Raw genomic sequence first — 19,483 nt, 5'->3', positions numbered from 1 at the left:
AGGGAAGGTCCGGACTGTACGAGTCCGGGCTCAGGCTAAGACGCCAGCGTCGCGCAAGGCATCGCGCACGGTGGCATGGTACTGATCGGCCAGCGGCACCAGCGGCAAGCGTATGCCGCCAGGCATCAGGCCCATTTCCGCCAGCGCCCATTTGACGGGCACGGGGTTCGGTTCGACAAACAATTTCTGGTGCAGGGGGAAGACCTTGTTATTGATGGCGATCGCGGTGGCGCGGTCGCCGGCCATGGCGGCCACGCACAGTTCATGCATGGCGCGCGGGGCAACGTTGGCCGTCACGGAAATATTGCCGTGGCCGCCGCACAGCATCAGCGCCATGGCGGTCGGATCGTCGCCCGAATAGACGGCAAAGTCGCCAGGCACCAGGCGCAGCAGGTCGATGCCACGCCCCAGGTTGCCGGTCGCATCTTTCACGCCAACAATGTTCGGAATCGCGGCCAGGCGCACGATGGTCTCGTTGCTCATGTCGGCTACGGTGCGGCCCGGCACGTTGTACAGGATCACGGGAATATCGACGGCTTCGGCGATGGCCTTGAAGTGCTGGTACATGCCTTCCTGGGTCGGACGGTTGTAGTAAGGCACAACTTGCAAGACAGCATCAGCACCGGCGTCTTTCGCATAGCGCGTCAGCTTGATGGCTTCCGCCGTGGAGTTGCCACCGGCGCCGGCGATGATCGGAATGCGTCCCTTGGCATGCTCGACGGTCAGCTTGATCAGTTCGCAGTGTTCTTCCACGCTCACGGTTGCCGATTCGCCCGTGGTGCCGACGATGACGATGCTGTCTGTACCCTCGGCAATATGCCAATCGATCAGCTTGCGCAGGCCTGGAATATCCAGACTGCCGTCCGCTTGCATCGGGGTGACGATTGCTACAATGCTGCCCTTGATCATAGTAAGTTTATAGCGCCGATAAATAAAACAACGATTGTAGCGGATAGCCCGCGCCTGTGGTGCATTGTAAGGTAGAAACGCCGCTCAAAACGCTGGCAACAAGGCCGCCAGCCGTGGAAAATCCGGCCGTACGGCGCAAATTCGTTGCACCAGAGCAGCTTTTGGCTGCTCCACGCGGCCCTCTTCAAACGCCACCACGCGCAGGCCCTGCGCCAGGGCAAGGGCCAGCAGTTCGCCTTCCTTCAGCAGGAAATGCGGGTTCGATGGCTTGCCGAACTCTTCATTGCCTGCGGCAAAGGTTTCGTACAGCAACACACCGTCGGGCGCCAGGCTGGCAATCATCGCCTCCAGCAAGGGACGGTGCAGATAATTGGTGACGATAATGCCGGCAAAACGGCCGGCGGCGAAAGGCCAGGCGGCGCCCGGCGCCTCCAGGTCGACCAGCGAGGTGGTGATGCCGGTGCCGGCCGCTTTTTCCAGCATTTCAGGATCGTGGTCGAGGGCGATCACCGTATGGCCGAGGCTGACCAAGTGGCGCGCATGGCGGCCGCTGCCGCAAGCCAGGTCCAGCACTTCGCCGCCCGGCAGCAGTGGCGCCCAGCGGCGCACCCAGCCGGAGATCAGCTCGGCATTGTTGTGTTGCTCAGTTGCTTGCATCGATAATTCCATCAGTTAATTGCTTGCAGCCTAGGTCAGCAAGGCAGTCAGCGGCGTGACCAGGGTGACGAAAATGCCGATGACAAATTCGATGGCCGCCAGCAAGAAGCGATTCAGTACGCCCAGGTACATCAGCAGCACCAGCGCGCCAAACACATAGATGCCGTAGCGCTCGATGCTGGCGTAGGGGCGCGCCAGCGACATCGGCAACATGCCGGTCATGATGCGCCCGCCGTCGAGCGGCGGCACCGGGATCATGTTAAAGACGAACATGGCCGCATTGACGCTGACGCCGGCGCCCGCCATTTTGCGGAAAAACGCCCCCATCTCGCTTGGCGGCAGCACGCTCAGCACGACAAAAACGATCATCCAGGCAAAGCCCATCACGAAGTTCGAACCGGGCCCGGCAAACGCCACCCAGGCCATCTGCTTTTTCGGATTGCGCAGGCGGCTGAAGTCGACCGGCACCGGCTTGGCATAGCCGAACGGCACCTGTATCGTGAAATACAGCAGCAGCGGCAGGATCACCGTGCCGAAAGGGTCGATATGGCGGATCGGATTGAGGCTCAGCCGGCCCTCGTTGGACGCGGTCGGGTCGCCGAAATAGCGCGCGGCGTAACCGTGCGACGCCTCATGCAGGGAAATGGCAAAAAGGACGGGCACCAGGTACACCGCGACGGTTTGGACTATCGTGTTGAAATCGCTCATGACCGCGATTCTACCAGAGGCGCCCTTGTCACTTTCTTATGCCGCCATTAAAGGCAGGTGAAGCTCTCGCCTACAAGCCCAGCGCGGCCGGATCGCCGCGGCCCACGCGCACCACCTCAGGCTCGGCGCCGGTCAGGTCGATCACGGTGGTCGGCCCATGCGCGCAGGCGCCGCCGTCGACGATCAGGTCGACCAGCTTTTCCAGCCGCTCGCGGATGGTATCGGCGTCGGTCAGGCTGTCTTCGTCGCCGGGCATGATCAAGGTGGTGCCCAGCAGCGGCTGGCCCAGCTCTTCCAGCAGGCATTGCACGATGCGGTGCTCCGGCACGCGCAGGCCGATGGTCTTGCGCGACGGATGGCTCAGGCGGCGCGGCACTTCCTTGGTCGCTTCCAGGATAAAGGTGTAGGCGCCCGGGGTGGCCGCCTTGAGCAGGCGGAACTGGCGATTGTCGACGCGGGCATACACGCCCAGCTCGCTCAAGTCGCGGCACAGCAGGGTCAGGTGATGCTTTTCATCGATGCCGCGGATACGCCGCAGGCGCTCGACGGCGCCCTTGTCGTCGAGCTGGCAGACCAGCGCGTAGCAGGAGTCGGTGGGCAAGGCCACCACGCCGCCGGACTGGATGATGTGCGCGGCCTGCTTAATCAGGCGCAATTGTGGATTGTCAGGGTGAATCTGGAAAAATTGACTCATGGGTTCACTGACTGGCGGACCAGTTTTTTATGGATATGTCATGATTGTACGCCGCGCAGCGCCGCGATGCGTTCCTCCAGCGGAGGGTGGGTAGCGAACAGGGCGCCCCAGCCGCCCTTGCCGTTGATGCCCAGCGCCTGCATCGACTGCGGCAGCGCGCCCGGCGCCACGCCACCGAGGCGCGCCAGCGCATGCATCATCGGCGTCGGGCTGCCCAGGAGCTTGGCCGAACCGGCATCGGCGCGGAACTCGCGCTGGCGCGAAAACCAGGCCACGATGATGGACGCCAGCAGGCCGAACAGCACTTCGCAGACCATCACGGTCACAAAATAACCGATGCCGCGCCCGCCTTCGCGGTTGCTGTTTTTCAGCAGCATATTGTCGACAAAGAAGCCCACCACGCGCGCCATGAACACCACGAAGGTATTGACCACGCCCTGTATCAGGGTCAGGGTGACCATGTCGCCATTGGCGACGTGGGCGATCTCGTGACCGAGCACGGCCTCGACCTCATCGCGGTTCATGCTTTGCAGCAAACCGGTGGACACGGCCACCAAGGCCGAGTTCTTGAAGGCGCCGGTGGCAAACGCGTTCGGCTCGCCGTCGTACACGGCCACATCGGGCATGCCGATGCCGGCCCGCTCCGACAGGGCGCGCACGGTATTGACCAGCCACAACTCGGTCGATGAGCTCGGGTTGTCGATCACGCGCGCGCCGGTGCTCCACTTGGCCATCGGTTTGCTGATCAACAGGGAAATAATGGAACCCGTAAAACCCACCACCAGGGAGAACACCATCAGGCTGCCCAGGTTCAGGGTGCTGCCGCGCGCCGGATTGCCGACACCGAGCAAACTGAGGACGAGCGTGAGCACCAGCATCACGGCCAGGTTGGTGACAATAAACAGGACAATTCGTTTCATGGCGATGGCTCCGGCAGCAGTGCGATAACAGTCAGATAGGGATGATACAGCTGTTATCAAGCTTGCCAGAGCGGCCTTAGCAGCGACTTAAAACCAGTCGTGCCAGATCGGTTTGACATTGGACGGCAATGGCGGCAGCAGCGCAAAATCGACGCGCGACTCGCCCGGCGCATGGAAATCGGTGCCGCGCGAGGCAAGAAAGCCGTAATCGTTGGCCAGGCGCGCATATTCCGGATACTGGTCCGGGCTATGGCTGCCCGTCACCACTTCGATGGCCACGCCACCCAATTGCTTGAATTCATCAAACAGCACGCCCTGCGCCATGTCGCTGAAGCGGTAGCGGCCCGGATGGGCAATCACGGCCACGCCGCCGGCGCCGCGTATCCAGCCCACCGCATCGGCCAGGCTGGCCCAGCGGTGCTCGACATAGCCAGGCTTGCCTTCGGACAGGTATTTCTTGAACACGTCGGGAATATTTGCGCACTTGCCCGTTTCCACGATGTAGCGGGCAAAGTGGGTGCGCGACATCAGGTCGGGATTGCCGACGAATTTCAGCGCGCCCTCATAGGCGCCGGGAATGCCGGCCAGATCGAGCTGGCGGGCGATTTCGCGCCCGCGCGCGTCGCGCCCGGAACGGGTCTGGTCCAGGCCGCGCACCAGGCCGGGATCGTTTTCGTCGATCTGCAGGCCGACGATGTGCACGGTCTGGCCGGCCCAGGTAATCGAAATTTCCACGCCGGCCACAAACCGCATGCCCTGCTCCACCGCCGCCACGCGCGCCTCGGCAATGCCGGATACTTCGTCATGGTCGGTCAGCGCCCAGACATCGACGTCTGCCTTGCGCGCGTAGGCGGCCACGGCGGCCGGTGCGAGGACGCCGTCGGAGATATTCGAATGGCAATGCAGGTCGACTTTAAGCATGGGTAAGATTACCGTGCAGGGCTGTGAATGATGGAAGTTTTCATTGTACGCTGCCTGCCGGGGCACGGCAGCGCCGATGTCTCTTCTGCATCACGTCTGTGTCATATTGAAGCAAGGAACTCCTCGACCAGGCGTGCCAGCGCTTGCGGCTGGTCGTGGTGCAACATATGGCCGGCGTCCGCCATCATCTTGCAGCGCACGTCCTTCAAAAAGCCCAGGCGGCGGTCGATTTCCAGGCGCGCGCTTTCTTTCGGCCCCATCCATTCCCACATATTGGTGTCCGCCGCCTCTACCCACAGCACCGGCGCACTGATGCGGCGCCAGCAGGCCATCACTTCCTCGACCTGGTACAGCATGGGGTTGACGCGCTTGTGGCGCGGGTCGCCGGCGATATCCCACTCGCCCGCTTCGTTGCGCACCGACCAGTGTTCGGCCAGGAAGGCGGCGCGCTCGTCGGTCAGGCGCGGATTGGTCTTCTGCAGCCGCTCGGCCACCGCCTGCAAGGTCGGATAGCTGCGCATCTGCGCCGGCGCGCGCAATTCGTCCAGCCATTTGGCGTAGCGGCCGGGCGCCTGCTCGGGCCGGGTCGCCATCATGCCGAAGCCTTCGAGATTGATGAAGCTGGTGATGCGCTCCGGCCGCACGCCCGCATACAGGCCGGCCACATTGGCGCCCATGCTGTGGCCCAGCAGGTGCACCGGCGAGTCGGGCGAGTAATGCAGCAGCATGGCGTCGAGGTCGGCCAGGTAGTCGGGAAACCAGTAGGTGTCGGACTGCGTGTAGTCGCTCTGGCCAAAGCCGCGCCAGTCGGGGGCGATCACATGCCAGTCGCCTTCGAGCGCATCGACGACAAACTGGAACGAGGCTGCCACGTCCATCCAGCCGTGCACCATGAACAACATCGGTGCGCCTTCGCGGCCCCAGTGGCGCACATGGACGCGCGCGCCGCGGATGTTGATGAATTCGGAACGAGAAAGTTTCATGAGTAGCTACCTTGAAAGTGGCGCAGGCGTCGCCACATGCTGTGTCTGAAAGTAATGTACCGCCATAAAAGTACGACCGTTCTTAATTATACCGGATCGCTTGCCGCCGTTCTGGCTTGTCTTGCAACAGCGTAAAATAGCGGTTCCCCGGCCTTTCCACCCTAGCCTCAGGCTCATCATGACACTCTACCAATTGGGCGCCGACGCGCCGCGGATTGATGCTTCCGCGTTTGTTGCCGACACCGCCAATGTGATCGGCAAGGTGACCTTGCATGAAAACACCTCGGTGTGGTTCGGCGCCACCTTGCGCGGCGACAATGAGCGCATCACGGTCGGCGCCAACAGCAATGTGCAGGAAGGCGCGGTGCTGCATACCGACCCCGGCTATCCGCTCGACGTGGGGCAGAACGTCACCATCGGCCACCAGGCCATGCTGCACGGCTGCACCATCGGCGACGGCGCGCTGATCGGCATCCAGGCGGTGGTGCTCAACGGCGCCAAGATCGGCAAAAATTGCCTGGTCGGCGCCGGCGCGCTGGTCACCGAAGGCAAGGAATTTCCCGACAATATGCTGATCATCGGCACGCCGGCCAAGGCCGTGCGCACCCTGACGGCGGACGATATCACCAGGCTGCAAGGCAATGCTCTCAACTATGTGCAGCGCGGCCAGCTATTTAATACGCAACTCAAGAAGATTGGATAAAACACATGACTACTGACACCAGCGGCGCGATCACCGCCCCCATCGCAGGCCAGGATACGCTGCAAAAATTTATTTTCGATAACGCCGCCGTGCGCGGCCAGTTCATCGACGTCTCGCACACCTGGCAGGAAGTGGTCACGCGCCACGCCTACCCGCTGGCCGTGAAAAAAGTGCTCGGCGAAATGGTGGCGGCCGCCGCCCTGCTGTCGGCCAACCTGAAATTCAACGGCTCCATCATCATGCAGATCCACGGCGACGGCCCGGTGCGCCTGATGGTGGTCGAGTGCGACTCCGACCTGCGCCTGCGCGCCACCGCCAAGCTCGACACGGACGCCGAGATCGTTGACGGCGCCACCGTGCCGCAGCTGATGAACGCCAACGGCAAGGGCCGCTTCATCATCACGCTCGATCCGGCCGACAAGGTGCCGGGCCAGCAGCCTTACCAGGGCATCGTGCCGCTCGACGGCGACGATATGGCGACCGTGATTGAAAACTACATGTTGCGCTCTGAGCAGCTCGACACGCGTTTGTGGCTGGCCACCGACGACACCACCTCGCGCGGCCTGCTGCTGCAAAAGCTGCCGCACCACGGCGGCAAGGCCGAAGCGACGCCGGTGTCGGAAGAAGATGCGCTCGACACCTGGAACCGCGCCGTGATGCTGGCCTCGACCCTGAAAGAGGAAGAAATCCTGGCCACCGATATCGACACCCTGATGCAGCGCCTGTTCTGGGAAGAAACGATCCGCGTGTTCGAGCCGCTGCACCCGAGTTTCCATTGCACTTGCACCCGCGAAAAAGTCGGCAATATGCTCAAGATGCTGGGCGAACAGGAAGTCAACGACACGCTGGCCGAAATCGGCCATGTGGGCGTGAATTGCGACTTCTGCGGCCTGCACTATGATTTCGACAAGGTCGATTGTGCGCAGCTGTTCATTACCGATGCGCCGGCCGAAGTGCTGATCCCGCCGGCGACCAGCATCAATTAATTCTATTCAGCATCGCATCTGAACGCCGCCGTCCTGGCGGCGTTTTTTGGCTGTCATCGATCCGTCACCAGTTCGTCATCAGCGCGTCACGCCCTGCCGTTACGCTGCCCAGCTTGTATTGTCCCCCACATATACCACAGGCCATGATGAACACGAATCTGACGCTGGCGTTGCGCCGCCATTCCTTTAACCTGCTGCTGGGCTGCGCCGCCGGCAGCGCCCTGCCTGCGCTGGCGCAAACGGCCGTGGCGGCTGCGGTCGCTTCCGCCACCACCGAGATGGCTGCCCCGGTCGAAGATAACGCACCGATGGCCACCGTGGAGATCTCTTCGCGCAAGACGCGCTCGTCGGTGGCTCTGAGCAAGAATGAAATCCAGAAAATCTTGCCCGGCACCAATCCATTGAAAGCGCTGCAAACCCTGCCGGGCGTGAGCTTCCAGAGCGCCGATCCCTGGGGTAACAACGAGCAGAACCTGTCGCTGTTCGTGCATGGCTTTTCGGGCCAGCAACTCGGCTATACGATGGATGGCGTGCCGCTCGGCGACCAGCAGTACGGCAATTACAACGGCCTGTCGCCGCAGCGCGCCGTGATCAGCGAAAACGTGCGCAGCGTGGTGCTGTCGTCGGGCGCCGGCGACCTGGCCACCGCCTCGACCAGCAACCTGGGCGGCACGATTGAAACGTTTTCAAGCGACCCGCTGGCCACGCAAGGCGCCAGCGTGCAGCAAACCGTCGGCAGCCACCGCACCTCGCGCACCTTTGCCCGCTACGATACGGGCGCCTTTGGCGACGGCAGCAGCGCTTATTTTTCCATCCTGCACCACGAAGCGCGCGCCTGGGACTTCGACGCGCGCCAGGGCGGCGACCAGTTCAACGCCAAGTTCGTCAACCGCAGCGAGGCCGGCAAGCTGACGCTGTTCTTCAATTACTCGGACAAGATCGAGCCGAACGAAGACAGCACCGTGCACGTGGCCGGCGAAACCAGCGCGCCGTACACGCGCCCCTTCCTGTACCCGAACTTCGGCGCGGCCCTCAATTACCTGTCGCCGACCGGCGCCACGCCTGCGGCGGATGGCAACAACTACCGCAATTACTACAGCGACGCGCAGCGCACCGACTACCTGGCCTACGCCAAATTCGACGCCAACCTCGCCGAAGGCGCCACCTGGTCCAACCAGGTCTATTTCCACAAGGATGACGGCGCCGGCGTGGTGGCCGGTCCGATCGGCGTGGCCGGCCTGCCGGCGCTGTTCGGCGTGTACTACCCGAATCAGAACCTCAAGCAGGTGTTCGGCAATTCCGGCTACGCCGTGCGCACCACCGAATACGACATCAAGCGCGGCGGTTTCATCTCCACCCTGCGCAAGGAGCTCGGCGAGCATCAGCTGGAAGCGGGCCTGTGGCTGGAACAGAACCGTTCCTCGGCCTACCGCCGCTGGTATGCGCTCGACGTCAACCACCCGACCTCGCCGTACGACCGCCCCGGCAATCCGCTGATCACGCAATACGGCAGCGAGATCGACAACAAGGTGGTACAGCTGCACTTGCAGGACGAATGGAAGGTCAGCCAGGATATCGCGCTGCAGGCCGGCTTCAAGTCCAGCCTGCAGTTTGCCGACGGCCAGTTCCCGGTGCAGCCGGCGCGGGGCGCGATTTCGGGCGGCTCGACGGCCCTGCCGGTCGGTTCGATCACCACCAAAAAATGGTTCTTGCCACAGGTCGGCGGGCGCTGGGATGTCACGCCGCAAGACCAGCTGTACTTCAATCTCCAGAAAAACATGCGCCAGTTCGTCACCTACGGCGGTGGCGGCGCCTCGCCGTGGAGCCTGGCCAGCCAGGCCGCCTTCGACCTGTTCAAGCGCGACGCCAAGCCGGAAACGGCGCTGACCTATGAGCTGGGTCTGCGCGGCAACCATCCGCTGCAGCTGGGCGCCGTCACCGCCATCGACGGCCAGGTCAGCGTCTATCATGTGGATTTCAGCAACCGTCTGCTGCAGATCAGCCCGACGCCGGTGATCTCGTCGATTATCGGCGGCAATCCGGTGCTGGCCAACGTCGGCAGCGTGCGCACGGACGGCGTCGACCTGGCTGCCACCGTCCACTTCGGCAACAATTTTTCGTTCTACAATGCGCTGTCGTACAACCGCTCGCAATATGCGGACAATTACTTCAATGGCGCGACCCTGGTGCCGACGGCCGGCAAGAACGTGCCCGGTTCGCCCGAGTGGCTCAATAAATTCGTCGCCACCGCCAATCTGGGCGAGGTGGAATTCCAGCTGATCGGAGACTATGTGGGCAAGCGCTACGCCACTTACACCAATGACTTGTCGGTACCGAGCTATTTCCTGATGAGCCTGGGCGTGTCGGGCAAGCTGCCGGCCCTGGCCAGCTGGCTGAAAAACCCGCGCTGGAGAGTCAACGTCAGCAACCTGGCCAACCGCGAAGGCGCGCTCAACGTGGTGGTGGGCGCCGCCGACAAGACCTACAACACCTTCCCGATCGCGCCGCGCCAGGGCTTTTTGACCCTGACGGCGGACTTCTGATGCGCGCGCCTGTCTTGCCGCAACGCCATCTGTCGCGCCGCCGTTTCGTGCAGGCGGCCACCGGCGCCCTGGCGCTGGCGGCGTCGCCCGCCTTCGCCGGCATGCTGGCCACCGCCCCTGCCCGTCCGCTGGTGTACGGCCACCGCGGCGCCAGCGCGCTGCGCCCCGAGCACACGCTGGCCTCGTATGCCAAGGCGATCGCCGACGGCGCCGATTATGTCGAGCCCGACCTGGTCGCCACGCGCGACGGGGTGCTGGTGGCGCGCCACGAAAGCAATCTGATCGACACCACCGACGTGGCGCGCCGGCCCGAATTTGCGAGCCGGCGCAGCAAGAAGATGGTTGACGGCAGCTGGCACGACGGCTGGCATGTCGACGACTTCACCCTGGCCGAGCTGAAAACCCTGCGCGCCATCGAACGCCTGCCGGCCATCCGTACCGGCAACACACTCTACGATGGCCAGTTCCAGGTGCCGACCTGGGAAGAAATCATCGAATTTGTTGCAGCGCAATCAGCGGCCAGCGGGCGCGTGATCGGCCTGGTGCCCGAGCTGAAAAGCTCGACCTACTTCAGCGAGGCCGGCCTGGCGCTGGAAGACCGTTTTATGGCAACCATGCTGGCGCATGAGTACACGCGCCGTGCGCCGGTCGAGATCCAGTCGTTTGAGACGGCCAACCTGAAGTATTTGCGCAACAAGCTGGGCAAGCGCGCCAATGTGCGCCTGATGCAGCTGGTACTCGGTGGCGAGCTGCGCCCGATGGACGTGGCCAAGACCGGCGGCAAGCTGACGTTCGGGCAGATGCTGCAGCCGGCCGGCCTGCGCGACATTGCCGCCTATGCCGACGTGCTGGCGCCGCCCACGCGCGGCGTGATCCCTCTCGGCGCCGACCAGCGCCTGGCCAGTCCGACCTCCGTTGTTGACGACGCCCACCGGGCCGGGCTGCTGCTGCACACCTGGACCTTCCGCCCGGAAAACCGTTTTCTGGCGGCCGACTTCAGGGATGGCAATGGCGAGAACGCGCGCAACGAGGCGGGGGCGGTGGCGGAAATGCGCCGCTATATCGCCACCGGCCTGGACGGTTTTTTCAGCGACGACCCAGGTTTGGGCCGTATTGCTGCAGGATAATAATTAGTTACAATTTTTTATTGCGGGGCATGGCCGGTGGTGACGCCCCCATTATTCACATCTTGAATTACTGAAATTGGAATTTGGAATTGGACGCATATCGCGGTTTCCATTATTGTGCAATGCAACAACACACTTTCATGGAGGGCATATGTCCACAATGACCAGCACGTACAGCACCACCAGCCACGACGGCTACTTCAACAACCTCGGCCGCGCCACGCGCGCTTTCCTGGGCGCCCTGCTGGCCTCGAAACCGGTCGTCCAGGCAGCCGCCGCCGCCGACGAGCCGCGCTACGTCCGCCCAAGCCAGCGCGATATCGCCCTGCTGAACTCGGAAGCGGCACGCTACGAACACTTGATGCCGAATCTGGCCAGCGAACTGCGCTTTCTGGCCTCGCGCGGTTAAAAAGTGTCCATGGCGGCGTCGCTTCGCCTCGTCGTGCCAGCGGTACTGCCTTCGGCCTTGCGCCTTTGCCATGAACACTTTTTACATTACTAACTTACTTGAACTGAAAAATATGATGATCCTCGAAACTACCCTGATCACCCTGGCCGTCGCCGTCACCGCCATCCGTTTTTACCTGATCTCGACCGGCAAGGGCGAGTTCTAAGCACCAACACCACAGCTGGGCGGCGCCGGCCAAGGTGCTTAATGTCCGGTTTCTTTCAAGTAAGCATTACGCGTTACCACGGCCGTATTGCTGAAATCGCTGAAAACACCATCGATGCCAGCGCGGAAAAAGTCCCGCAATTCGCTTGCAGGATCGCCTTTATACACGCCAGCCAGATATTTCGCCTCGTTACGGAACGTATAGCTGTGAACGAACAGGCCGGCCTTGTGAGCGTCGGCGATCAGGCTCGTTGGCGTAGCCTTGTTGACGTCGGCAGCAGAACCGGTGTACGGCGTGCCATCGGCATTCGTGGCTTTGAACGGTGAAATCGTCAAGGCCATCACTTGCGGCTTCCAGGGGCCGATACCGTCGGCGTAGGTCTTGATTTCGGCCAGGCCCGCCGGCGTCAGCATGTCACCGAAGAAGCGGCCATCGCCAGCCAGCGTCCAGCTATACGGACGGCCATCGACGAAGTTGTAGACATCGTTGGTGCGATAAATCATTTCACCTGTCTTGTAATTGACGTCATTGCCGTCCACCAGCTGCACCATTTTGCTCGTCAAACCGGCAGCGCGCATGTATTTCAGGCTGGCGGGATCAAAGCTCTGGATATAGATCGCCGCTGTTTTGCTGTTCAGGTTATTGTCCTTGACGATCTTCACAATCGCGTCTTCGAACGGATGGCTGCCGCTGCCGCAACCGTTGGCGATTGCCTGGGCATTATTCCATACCGGGTTTTTCGATTCCGGATACACCGAAATCGTACGGCCGCTCGATGCGCTCCTGGCCTTGGCGATATCGATCACTTCCTGCATCGTCAGCACAGGATATTTGCCATTCAATTCACTGGGACGCGATTCGCGCGCGTCGTAGGTCGTGCCACCGATCCATTGCTTCAGTTCGGCCGCCGTAAAATCGCTGATCGACCAGTCGCCCGTATGATCTTCACCATCGACGATCAGCGATTTCAGTACCGATTTCTGATTGGCCGGATCGGTCAGGTCGGTCAGGTATTGCGCCGGGCCGCCATAGGTCGCCAGGGAATAGCCGACATTGACCAGCCGGCCTGGCACCGTGCGTTTGCGTGCGGCGACCTGGGCATTGGTCAGTGCGACAGTGCTGATATTGGTGTTGTCGCTGAGCCAGGGGTTATGGCGCGCAACCAGTACGCAGTCTTTCGACATATGCACATCGAGTTCCAGCGAATCGGCGCCGGCATCGGCCGCCGCCTCGTAGGCCGGACGGGTTTCTTCAGGGTACAGGCCAGGCAAGCCGCGGTGGGCAATCACCAGCGGCGCCTTGCCGTCCAGCGTCTGCAACGACTCGGTACTGCCGCCGCCGCAAGCGGACAAGGCCAGCGCCGACAGGCATAGCAAGGTGTGTTTGTTGAGGATCATGGCAAGCGCAATTCCTGGTTGATTTTCATTATGGGAACACGTACCGGGCAATGCGCAGCGATTGCCCGAAAAACCGTGTTTTCATATTGTAAAAACCAGTGATGACAGCGCGGTGACCGCCCGATGACGGGATAATGACACCAGCCTGCCCGCCCGCCACAACTGGCATGCGCAGGCGATCGCTCAGTGCGGCGCAGCCGTCGCGGCTGGCGTTTCTGTCATCGGCGGCAGCTGGCCCTTGCGCACGATCTGCACGAAAATCTCGTTCTGCTTGACCATGCCCAGCTCATAGCGGGCACGCTCCTCGACCGCGCCGGTGCCGTCCTTCAGGTCGCGCACTTCGGATTCGAGCTTGGCGTTGCGGGCTTTCAATTCCATATTCTTTTGATGCGCTTGCGCCACTTGCGCTTCCATGTCGGCAACGCGCAGCCAGCCGCCTTTGCCCGTCCAGAGGGGAAATTGTATCAACAGCAGCAGTGCTGCCAGGGCAAGCGTAATCAGGCGCATGGGTCTCGGTTAAAAAACCGGCCGGAAAATTCCGGCCGGTCAATTGCTAATATTACTTCAATTACTACAATTACTTCAGATTATAGAATGCATCGCGGCCAGGGTAGGAAGCGATGTCGCCCAGGTCTTCTTCGATCCGCAGCAGCTGATTGTACTTGGCCATGCGGTCCGAACGCGACATCGAGCCGGTCTTGATCTGCAGGGCATTGGTACCGACGGCGATATCGGCGATGGTCGAATCTTCCGTTTCGCCCGAACGGTGCGAAATGACGGCCGTGTAGCCGGCGCGCTTGGCCATTTCGATGGCGGCGAAGGTTTCGGTCAGGGTGCCGATCTGGTTGATCTTGATCAGGATCGAGTTGGCGATGCCCTTCTGGATGCCTTCTTTCAGGATCTTGGTATTGGTGACATACAGATCGTCGCCGACCAGTTGCACTTTCTTGCCCAGTTCGGCCGTCAGGATTGCCCAGCCGTCCCAGTCGCCTTCATGCATCGCGTCTTCGATCGAGATGATCGGGTACTTGTCGCACCAGGTCGCCAGCAGGTTGGTGAACTCGGTGGCGCTCAAGCTCAGGCCTTCGCCGGCCAGCTCGTACTTGCCGTCCTTGAAGAATTCGGAAGCGGCGCAGTCCAGGCCGATGGCTACTTGCGTGCCTGGCTCGTAGCCGGCTTCTTCGATCGCCTGGATGATCAGTTTGATCGCTTCTTCGTGGTTGGCCAGCGATGGCGCGAAACCGCCTTCATCGCCGACGTTGGTGTTCAGGCCCTTCTTGTGCAGGATCTTTTTCAGCGTGTGGAATACTTCCGCGCCGTAGCGTACCGCTTCCTTGAACGACGGGGCGCCCACCGGAATGATCATGAATTCCTGGATGTCCAGGTTGTTGTCGGCGTGTGCGCCGCCGTTGATGACGTTCATCATCGGCACTGGCAGCTGCATCGCGCCCGAACCACCGAAATAGCGGTACAGAGGCAGGCCGGCTTCTTCGGCGGCGGCCTTGGCGACCGCCATCGACACGGCCAGGATGGCGTTGGCGCCCAGGCGCGATTTGTTCTCGGTGCCGTCCAGGTCGATCAGGGTGCGGTCCAGGAAAGCCTGTTCATTGGCGTCCAGGCCCATGATGGCTTCGGAGATTTCGGTATTGATGTTCTCGCATGCCTGCAGCACGCCCTTGCCGAAGTAGCGCTTGGCGTCGCCATCGCGCAGTTCCACGGCTTCGCGCGAACCGGTCGAAGCACCCGACGGTACGGCGGCACGGCCCATCACGCCCGATTCCAGCAATACATCGCATTCGACGGTAGGGTTGCCGCGCGAGTCCAGGATCTCACGGCCGATAATGTCAACAATAGCACTCATGTCATTCTCCAAAGTTAAGCGTAACAGGGGGCTGCACACTGCGTTCTGATGCGCAATTGCACAAGGGGTAAGGAAACTCCCGGCGAGACTTGCTTACCGGGAGCGGTGCTTCAAGGCTTAACGCCATCAACCACGTTTATTCGGCGGTGGCGTTCGCTTCCTTGTGGGCCAGCGCTGCCTTGATGAACGAGGTGAACAGCGGATGGCCGTCACGCGGGGTCGATTTGAATTCCGGATGATACTGCACGCCCATATACCAGGGGTGGGCATTATCGCCCGTGCGCGGCAATTCCATGATTTCGCACAGGTCTTCGGTCGGGGTGCGGGCGGCCACCACCAGGCCTGCCGCTTCCACGCGCGGCAGGTAGTGGTTGTTCGCCTCGTAGCGGTGGCGGTGACGCTCGGTAACGACGGCGCCATAGATCTCGGCGGCCAGGGTGCCCGGCTTGATTTCGCAGGTTTGTGCGCCCAGGCGCATGGTGCCGCCCAGGTCCGAGTTCTCGTCGCGCTTTTCAACCTTGCCGTCCGCGCCTTGCCACTGATCGATCAGGGCCACCACCGGTTGCGCCGTTTCGAGGTCGAATTCGGTCGAGTTGGCGGACGTCAAACCGGCTTTGTGGCGTGCGTATTCGATCAGCGCCACTTGCATGCCCAGGCAGATGCCCAGGTAAGGCACCTTGCTTTCACGGGCGAACTGGGCCGCCATGATCTTGCCTTCCACGCCGCGCTTGCCGAAGCCGCCCGGCACCAGGATGGCGTCGTACTTGGCCAGCCCGTCGCAGCCGGTGGTTTCGATCTCTTCCGAATCGATGTACTCGATGTTGACCTTCGACTCGTTGTGGATGCCGGCGTGGCGCAGCGCTTCGGTCAGCGATTTGTACGACTCGGTCAGTTCCACATACTTGCCGACCATGCCGATGGTCACTTCCGACTTCGGATGCTCGAGCGTGTAGATCAGCTTGCTCCAGACCGACAGGTCGGCCGGCGCGGGATTGAGGTCCAGCGCGTCGCAGATGATCTTGTCGAGACCCTGGTCGTGCAGCATTTGCGGCACTTTGTAAATGGTGTCGACGTCCCACACGGAAATGACGGCATCTTCCTCGATGTTCGAGAACAGCGAGATTTTCGCGCGCTCGTCTTCCGGAATGGCGCGGTCGGCGCGGCACAGCAGCGCGTTGGGCAAAATGCCGATTTCGCGCAGCTTCTGCACCGAGTGCTGGGTCGGCTTGGTTTTCAACTCACCGGCCGAAGCGATATACGGCACCAGGGTCAGGTGAACGAAGGCGGTGTTCTTGCGGCCGGCGCGCAGGCTCAGCTGGCGAGCCGCTTCCAGGAAGGGCAAGGACTCGATATCGCCGACGGTGCCGCCGATTTCGCACAGGGCCACGTCGTAGCCTTCGGCGCCACGGCGGATGTAATCCTGGATTTCATTGGTGATATGCGGAATCACCTGCACGGTCTTGCCCAGGTATTCGCCACGGCGTTCCTTGCGGATCACGGACTCATAGATCTGGCCGGTGGTGAAGTTATTCACCTTTTTCATGCGGGTGGAAATGAAGCGCTCGTAGTGGCCGAGGTCGAGGTCGGTTTCGGCCCCGTCATCGGTGACGAACACTTCACCGTGTTGCATCGGGCTCATCGTGCCAGGATCGACGTTGATATACGGGTCGAGCTTGAGCATGGTGACTTTAAGGCCGCGCGATTCGAGGATCGCGGCGAGAGAGGCGGCGGCAATCCCTTTACCAAGGGAAGACACAACGCCACCGGTGACGAAGACAAATTTGGTCATTGCAGATGGTGCCGAACGGCACGTGCGGGAAATTGAAATTATACACTAAAGCCCGCTGAAAGCACGTCTGGCGCATGCAAAATTACGCCAACCGCCCCTAACGTCGTGCCGGGCTGGCCGTCAGCACCATGAGATTTCATAGTGGCAATATATGAAATATTTCCACACTTACATGTTATGTGGGTGAGCGAACAGACCCGTGCAGCGCCGGGGCGCAGACTGGCATTTTTCAACGGAGGTATATCATGAGCTATGAAGAACGCGACGCCTATGGCATGTATGTGGACCGTGGCCATAAAGGTCCGGGCCCCGAACTGATGGGCGCCGACACCCTGATCGGCGACCACGTGCATAACGCCAAGGATGAACATCTCGGTGAAATCAAGGAAATCATGATCGACATGCGCAGCGGCAAAATTGCCTACGCCGTCATGTCGCACGGCGGTGTCTTCACCATCGGCGAAAAACTGTTTGCCGTGCCCTGGGAAGCGCTGCTGCTCGATACCGTCAACAAGCGCTTTACCCTGAACATCGACAAGGAACGCATCGAAAACGCCCCCGGCTTCGATACGGACAACTGGCCCAACATGGCCGACAGCACCTGGTCCAACGAGATCCACAGCTACTACGGCACCACCGCGCGCGACTATTAATTGCCCCGGGGTCAGACCCGCCGGGACTCGGCGTCCCCGTCTGACCCCAGCCTTCCGCCGAGTCCTTCTTCCGCTCACTCCAGAGTAAAATAAAAAAAACGGAGGACACGCGTGAACCAAAAAGACCATCTGGCCGCACTGAAACGGCCGCTACCCGCATCGCTGGCGGCCGCCCTGTCGCTGATCTTTGCCGACCGCTACAGCACGACGCAGGCGATGCGCGAACACCATGGCCGCGACGAGTCCAGCTACGACCCGATGCTGCCCGACGCTGTCATCTTCGCCCACTCCACCGAAGAAGTGGCGGCCGCCGTCAAGCTGTGCGCCGCGCACGGCGTGCCGGTGATCGCCTGGGGCAGCGGCACCTCGCTCGAAGGTCACGTGCTGGCCCTGCATGGCGGCGTGACCATCGACCTGTCGCAGATGAATGCGATGGTGGCGGTGCATGCGCAAGACCTGACCGCCACGGTGCAGGCCGGCGTGACGCGCAAGCAACTGAACGAAGACATCCGCGACACCGGCCTGTTCTTCCCCATCGATCCGGGCGCCAACGCATCCCTGGGCGGCATGGCCGCCACGCGCGCTTCGGGCACCAACGCCGTGCGCTACGGCACCATGCGCGAAAACGTGCTGGCGCTGACCGTCGTCACGGCCGACGGACGCATCATCAAGACCGGCACGCGGGCCAAAAAATCGTCGGCCGGCTACGACCTGACGCGGCTGTTCGTCGGCAGCGAAGGCACGCTGGGCATCATCACCGAAGTGACGGTCAAGCTGTACCCCTTACCGGAAGCCATTTCCGCCGCCGTCTGCTCGTTCCCGGGCACCGGCGAGGCCGTCAACGCCGTGATCCAGACCATCCAGATGGGGGTGCCGGTGGCGCGCGTGGAATTCCTTGACGAAAACGGCGTGAAAGCCATCAACGCCTACGACAAGCTGGCTCTGCCGGAAAAACCGCTGCTGCTGTTTGAATTCCACGGCACGCCCGCCAGCGTGGCAGAACAGGCGCAAGTGGTGCAGGAGATCGCCGCCGAACACGGCGCCAGCGGCTTCGAATGGGCCAGCCGGCCCGAAGAACGTTCGCGCCTGTGGGCGGCGCGTCACAATGCCTATTTTGCGCTGCTGCAGCTGCGCCCGGGCAGCCGCGCCATTTCCACCGATTGCTGCGTGCCGATTTCACGGCTGGCCGAATGCATCCTTGAAACCCGCGCCGACTGCGAGCGCGCCGGCCTGGTGTACGCCATTATCGGCCATGTCGGCGACGGCAATTTCCATGTGCAGATGCTGGTCGACCCGGACAACCCTTTTGACATCGCGCGCGCCGAAAAGGTCAACGCCGACATGGTCACGCGCGCCATCGGCATGGACGGCACCTGCACCGGCGAGCACGGCGTGGGCATGCACAAGATGGCATTCCTGGTGGAAGAACATGGCGAGGGCGCGATCGATACCATGCGCGCCCTCAAGCATGCACTGGACCCGAAAAATATCCTGAATCCGGGCAAAATCGTACGCTGGTAATTACTCAGTCAGCGTCATCTGCATCGGCACAAACGCAATCCCGCCCTGCTCCACTTTCGGCCCTGTCGGCACGAATCCGATGCGGATATATATCGGCAAGGCATACAGCGAGGAATTGACGGTAAATGCCGTCACTTTCCCCCTGGCCAGCGCCGCATCGCGCGCCGCCTGCCACAACCGCAGGGCGATGCCGCGCCGGTGCAGCGCGCGCGGCACGAACATATGGAACAGATGCGTGTTGTCGCGCATCGCCACCACGCCCGCCAGTTCGCCCTGAAGATCGGCGATCTGGTAGCGGTATTTTTCCTGCGACAGATAATTTTCAATGGCCGGCAGGCGGCAGTGTTCGATGAATTTTTCCGCCCCGGCGCCGTCCGGGTGCAGGGTCAGGAATGGCATCAGGTCGTCGATCAGGGCAACGATGGCGGGCGCGTCGGCCACCAAAGCCGGACGCAAGGTCAATGCGGGCAAAGTATTCATGGGCAGATCATGCCATA

The 19,483-nt window shown here is 61.8% G+C and carries 19 protein-coding genes; 7 read left to right on the top strand and 12 right to left on the bottom strand.

Annotation, left to right across the window (positions count from 1 at the left end; translation table 11 throughout):
- Positions 1-30: 30 nt before the first annotated feature.
- From dapA to ASR47_RS24375, 7 genes are all read right to left on the bottom strand, one after another.
- Positions 31-909 carry a 4-hydroxy-tetrahydrodipicolinate synthase gene (dapA, locus tag ASR47_RS24405; RefSeq protein WP_065310400.1) on the bottom strand — a complete coding sequence of 293 codons (879 nt, stop codon included), beginning with the start codon at positions 907-909 and terminating at the stop codon, positions 31-33.
- A gap of 84 nt (positions 910-993) precedes the next feature.
- Positions 994-1,566 (bottom strand): class I SAM-dependent methyltransferase, encoded by a 573-nt coding sequence (locus ASR47_RS24400; protein ID WP_082989153.1) that lies wholly within the window; start codon positions 1,564-1,566, stop codon positions 994-996.
- A 30-nt stretch (positions 1,567-1,596) separates the two neighbouring features.
- On the bottom strand, positions 1,597-2,274 hold the full coding sequence (locus ASR47_RS24395) for a site-2 protease family protein (protein WP_065310398.1): 678 nt from the start codon (positions 2,272-2,274) through the stop codon (positions 1,597-1,599).
- Positions 2,275-2,344: 70 nt separating this feature from the next.
- Positions 2,345-2,968 (bottom strand): L-threonylcarbamoyladenylate synthase, encoded by a 624-nt coding sequence (locus ASR47_RS24390; protein ID WP_065310397.1) that lies wholly within the window; start codon positions 2,966-2,968, stop codon positions 2,345-2,347.
- A 38-nt stretch (positions 2,969-3,006) separates the two neighbouring features.
- Positions 3,007-3,888, bottom strand: a complete 882-nt coding sequence (htpX, locus tag ASR47_RS24385) for a protease HtpX (protein WP_065310396.1) — start codon at positions 3,886-3,888, stop codon at positions 3,007-3,009.
- An 87-nt stretch (positions 3,889-3,975) separates the two neighbouring features.
- Positions 3,976-4,809: a 3',5'-nucleoside bisphosphate phosphatase gene (locus ASR47_RS24380; protein WP_065310395.1), complete on the bottom strand. Its 834-nt coding sequence runs from the start codon at positions 4,807-4,809 to the stop codon at positions 3,976-3,978.
- Between the two features lie 101 nt (positions 4,810-4,910).
- Positions 4,911-5,792, bottom strand: coding sequence for an alpha/beta fold hydrolase (locus tag ASR47_RS24375; protein WP_065310394.1), 882 nt, complete (start codon positions 5,790-5,792; stop codon positions 4,911-4,913).
- A gap of 178 nt (positions 5,793-5,970) precedes the next feature.
- On the opposite strand from ASR47_RS24375, the gene ASR47_RS24370 reads away from it, so the two are divergent.
- The 5 genes from ASR47_RS24370 to ASR47_RS24350 all read left to right on the top strand — a co-directional run bounded on the left by ASR47_RS24370 (position 5,971) and on the right by ASR47_RS24350 (position 11,560).
- Positions 5,971-6,495 (top strand): gamma carbonic anhydrase family protein, encoded by a 525-nt coding sequence (locus ASR47_RS24370; protein ID WP_065310393.1) that lies wholly within the window; start codon positions 5,971-5,973, stop codon positions 6,493-6,495.
- Between the two features lie 5 nt (positions 6,496-6,500).
- A complete protein-coding gene (gene hslO / locus ASR47_RS24365) occupies positions 6,501-7,481 on the top strand; it encodes an Hsp33 family molecular chaperone HslO (RefSeq protein ID WP_065310392.1) in 981 nt (326 codons plus the stop codon).
- 143 nt (positions 7,482-7,624) lie between these two features.
- Entirely contained in the window at positions 7,625-10,024 is a 2,400-nt protein-coding gene (locus ASR47_RS24360) for a TonB-dependent receptor (protein ID WP_245714460.1), read from the top strand.
- Positions 10,024-11,151 carry a glycerophosphodiester phosphodiesterase gene (locus ASR47_RS24355; RefSeq protein WP_065310390.1) on the top strand — a complete coding sequence of 376 codons (1,128 nt, stop codon included), beginning with the start codon at positions 10,024-10,026 and terminating at the stop codon, positions 11,149-11,151. Before ASR47_RS24360 ends, ASR47_RS24355 begins: the two co-directional genes overlap by 1 nt.
- A gap of 151 nt (positions 11,152-11,302) precedes the next feature.
- Entirely contained in the window at positions 11,303-11,560 is a 258-nt protein-coding gene (locus ASR47_RS24350; protein ID WP_150127959.1) for a hypothetical protein, read from the top strand.
- A gap of 243 nt (positions 11,561-11,803) precedes the next feature.
- Here the strand turns inward: ASR47_RS24350 and ASR47_RS24345 are convergent, their stop codons facing one another.
- From ASR47_RS24345 to ASR47_RS24330, 4 genes are all read right to left on the bottom strand, one after another.
- Positions 11,804-13,162, bottom strand: coding sequence for a glycerophosphodiester phosphodiesterase family protein (locus ASR47_RS24345; protein WP_065310388.1), 1,359 nt, complete (start codon positions 13,160-13,162; stop codon positions 11,804-11,806).
- Positions 13,163-13,345: 183 nt separating this feature from the next.
- Positions 13,346-13,669 (bottom strand): cell division protein FtsB, encoded by a 324-nt coding sequence (ftsB, locus tag ASR47_RS24340; RefSeq protein ID WP_065310387.1) that lies wholly within the window; start codon positions 13,667-13,669, stop codon positions 13,346-13,348.
- A gap of 70 nt (positions 13,670-13,739) precedes the next feature.
- Complete coding sequence (gene eno, locus ASR47_RS24335; RefSeq protein ID WP_065310386.1) at positions 13,740-15,023, bottom strand: phosphopyruvate hydratase; 1,284 nt, start codon at positions 15,021-15,023, stop codon at positions 13,740-13,742.
- A gap of 136 nt (positions 15,024-15,159) precedes the next feature.
- Complete coding sequence (locus ASR47_RS24330) at positions 15,160-16,812, bottom strand: CTP synthase (RefSeq protein ID WP_065310385.1); 1,653 nt, start codon at positions 16,810-16,812, stop codon at positions 15,160-15,162.
- Positions 16,813-17,057: 245 nt separating this feature from the next.
- Between ASR47_RS24330 and ASR47_RS24325 the strand changes: the two genes are divergently transcribed.
- Both ASR47_RS24325 and ASR47_RS24320 read left to right on the top strand, forming a co-directional pair.
- Entirely contained in the window at positions 17,058-17,465 is a 408-nt protein-coding gene (locus ASR47_RS24325; RefSeq protein WP_065310384.1) for a PRC-barrel domain-containing protein, read from the top strand.
- 111 nt (positions 17,466-17,576) lie between these two features.
- The gene (locus ASR47_RS24320; protein ID WP_065310383.1) at positions 17,577-18,986 is read left to right on the top strand and encodes an FAD-binding oxidoreductase; all 1,410 of its coding nucleotides are present in this window, start codon (positions 17,577-17,579) and stop codon (positions 18,984-18,986) included.
- Here ASR47_RS24320 and ASR47_RS24315 read toward each other — a convergent pair whose 3' ends face one another.
- A complete protein-coding gene (locus ASR47_RS24315; RefSeq protein WP_245714459.1) occupies positions 18,987-19,466 on the bottom strand; it encodes a GNAT family N-acetyltransferase in 480 nt (159 codons plus the stop codon).
- Positions 19,467-19,483 lie beyond the last annotated feature (17 nt).

Source organism: Janthinobacterium psychrotolerans (assembly GCF_001677885.1).
Classification (GTDB): domain Bacteria; phylum Pseudomonadota; class Gammaproteobacteria; order Burkholderiales; family Burkholderiaceae_D; genus Janthinobacterium; species Janthinobacterium psychrotolerans.
This window is presented reverse-complemented; position numbering and strand designations above follow the sequence as displayed.

Bases quoted from the DNA above. Each gene is read 5' to 3' on its own strand.
- dapA (WP_065310400.1), bottom strand. From the start codon at position 909: ATGATCAAGGGCAGCATTGTAGCAATCGTCACCCCGATGCAAGCGGAC.
- ASR47_RS24400 (WP_082989153.1), bottom strand. From the start codon at position 1,566: ATGCAAGCAACTGAGCAACACAACAATGCCGAGCTGATCTCCGGCTGG.
- ASR47_RS24395 (WP_065310398.1), bottom strand. From the start codon at position 2,274: ATGAGCGATTTCAACACGATAGTCCAAACCGTCGCGGTGTACCTGGTG.
- ASR47_RS24390 (WP_065310397.1), bottom strand. From the start codon at position 2,968: ATGAGTCAATTTTTCCAGATTCACCCTGACAATCCACAATTGCGCCTG.
- htpX (WP_065310396.1), bottom strand. From the start codon at position 3,888: ATGAAACGAATTGTCCTGTTTATTGTCACCAACCTGGCCGTGATGCTG.
- ASR47_RS24380 (WP_065310395.1), bottom strand. From the start codon at position 4,809: ATGCTTAAAGTCGACCTGCATTGCCATTCGAATATCTCCGACGGCGTC.
- ASR47_RS24375 (WP_065310394.1), bottom strand. From the start codon at position 5,792: ATGAAACTTTCTCGTTCCGAATTCATCAACATCCGCGGCGCGCGCGTC.
- ASR47_RS24370 (WP_065310393.1), top strand. From the start codon at position 5,971: ATGACACTCTACCAATTGGGCGCCGACGCGCCGCGGATTGATGCTTCC.
- hslO (WP_065310392.1), top strand. From the start codon at position 6,501: ATGACTACTGACACCAGCGGCGCGATCACCGCCCCCATCGCAGGCCAG.
- ASR47_RS24360 (WP_245714460.1), top strand. From the start codon at position 7,625: ATGATGAACACGAATCTGACGCTGGCGTTGCGCCGCCATTCCTTTAAC.
- ASR47_RS24355 (WP_065310390.1), top strand. From the start codon at position 10,024: ATGCGCGCGCCTGTCTTGCCGCAACGCCATCTGTCGCGCCGCCGTTTC.
- ASR47_RS24350 (WP_150127959.1), top strand. From the start codon at position 11,303: ATGTCCACAATGACCAGCACGTACAGCACCACCAGCCACGACGGCTAC.
- ASR47_RS24345 (WP_065310388.1), bottom strand. From the start codon at position 13,162: ATGATCCTCAACAAACACACCTTGCTATGCCTGTCGGCGCTGGCCTTG.
- ftsB (WP_065310387.1), bottom strand. From the start codon at position 13,669: ATGCGCCTGATTACGCTTGCCCTGGCAGCACTGCTGCTGTTGATACAA.
- eno (WP_065310386.1), bottom strand. From the start codon at position 15,023: ATGAGTGCTATTGTTGACATTATCGGCCGTGAGATCCTGGACTCGCGC.
- ASR47_RS24330 (WP_065310385.1), bottom strand. From the start codon at position 16,812: ATGACCAAATTTGTCTTCGTCACCGGTGGCGTTGTGTCTTCCCTTGGT.
- ASR47_RS24325 (WP_065310384.1), top strand. From the start codon at position 17,058: ATGAGCTATGAAGAACGCGACGCCTATGGCATGTATGTGGACCGTGGC.
- ASR47_RS24315 (WP_245714459.1), bottom strand. From the start codon at position 19,466: ATGAATACTTTGCCCGCATTGACCTTGCGTCCGGCTTTGGTGGCCGAC.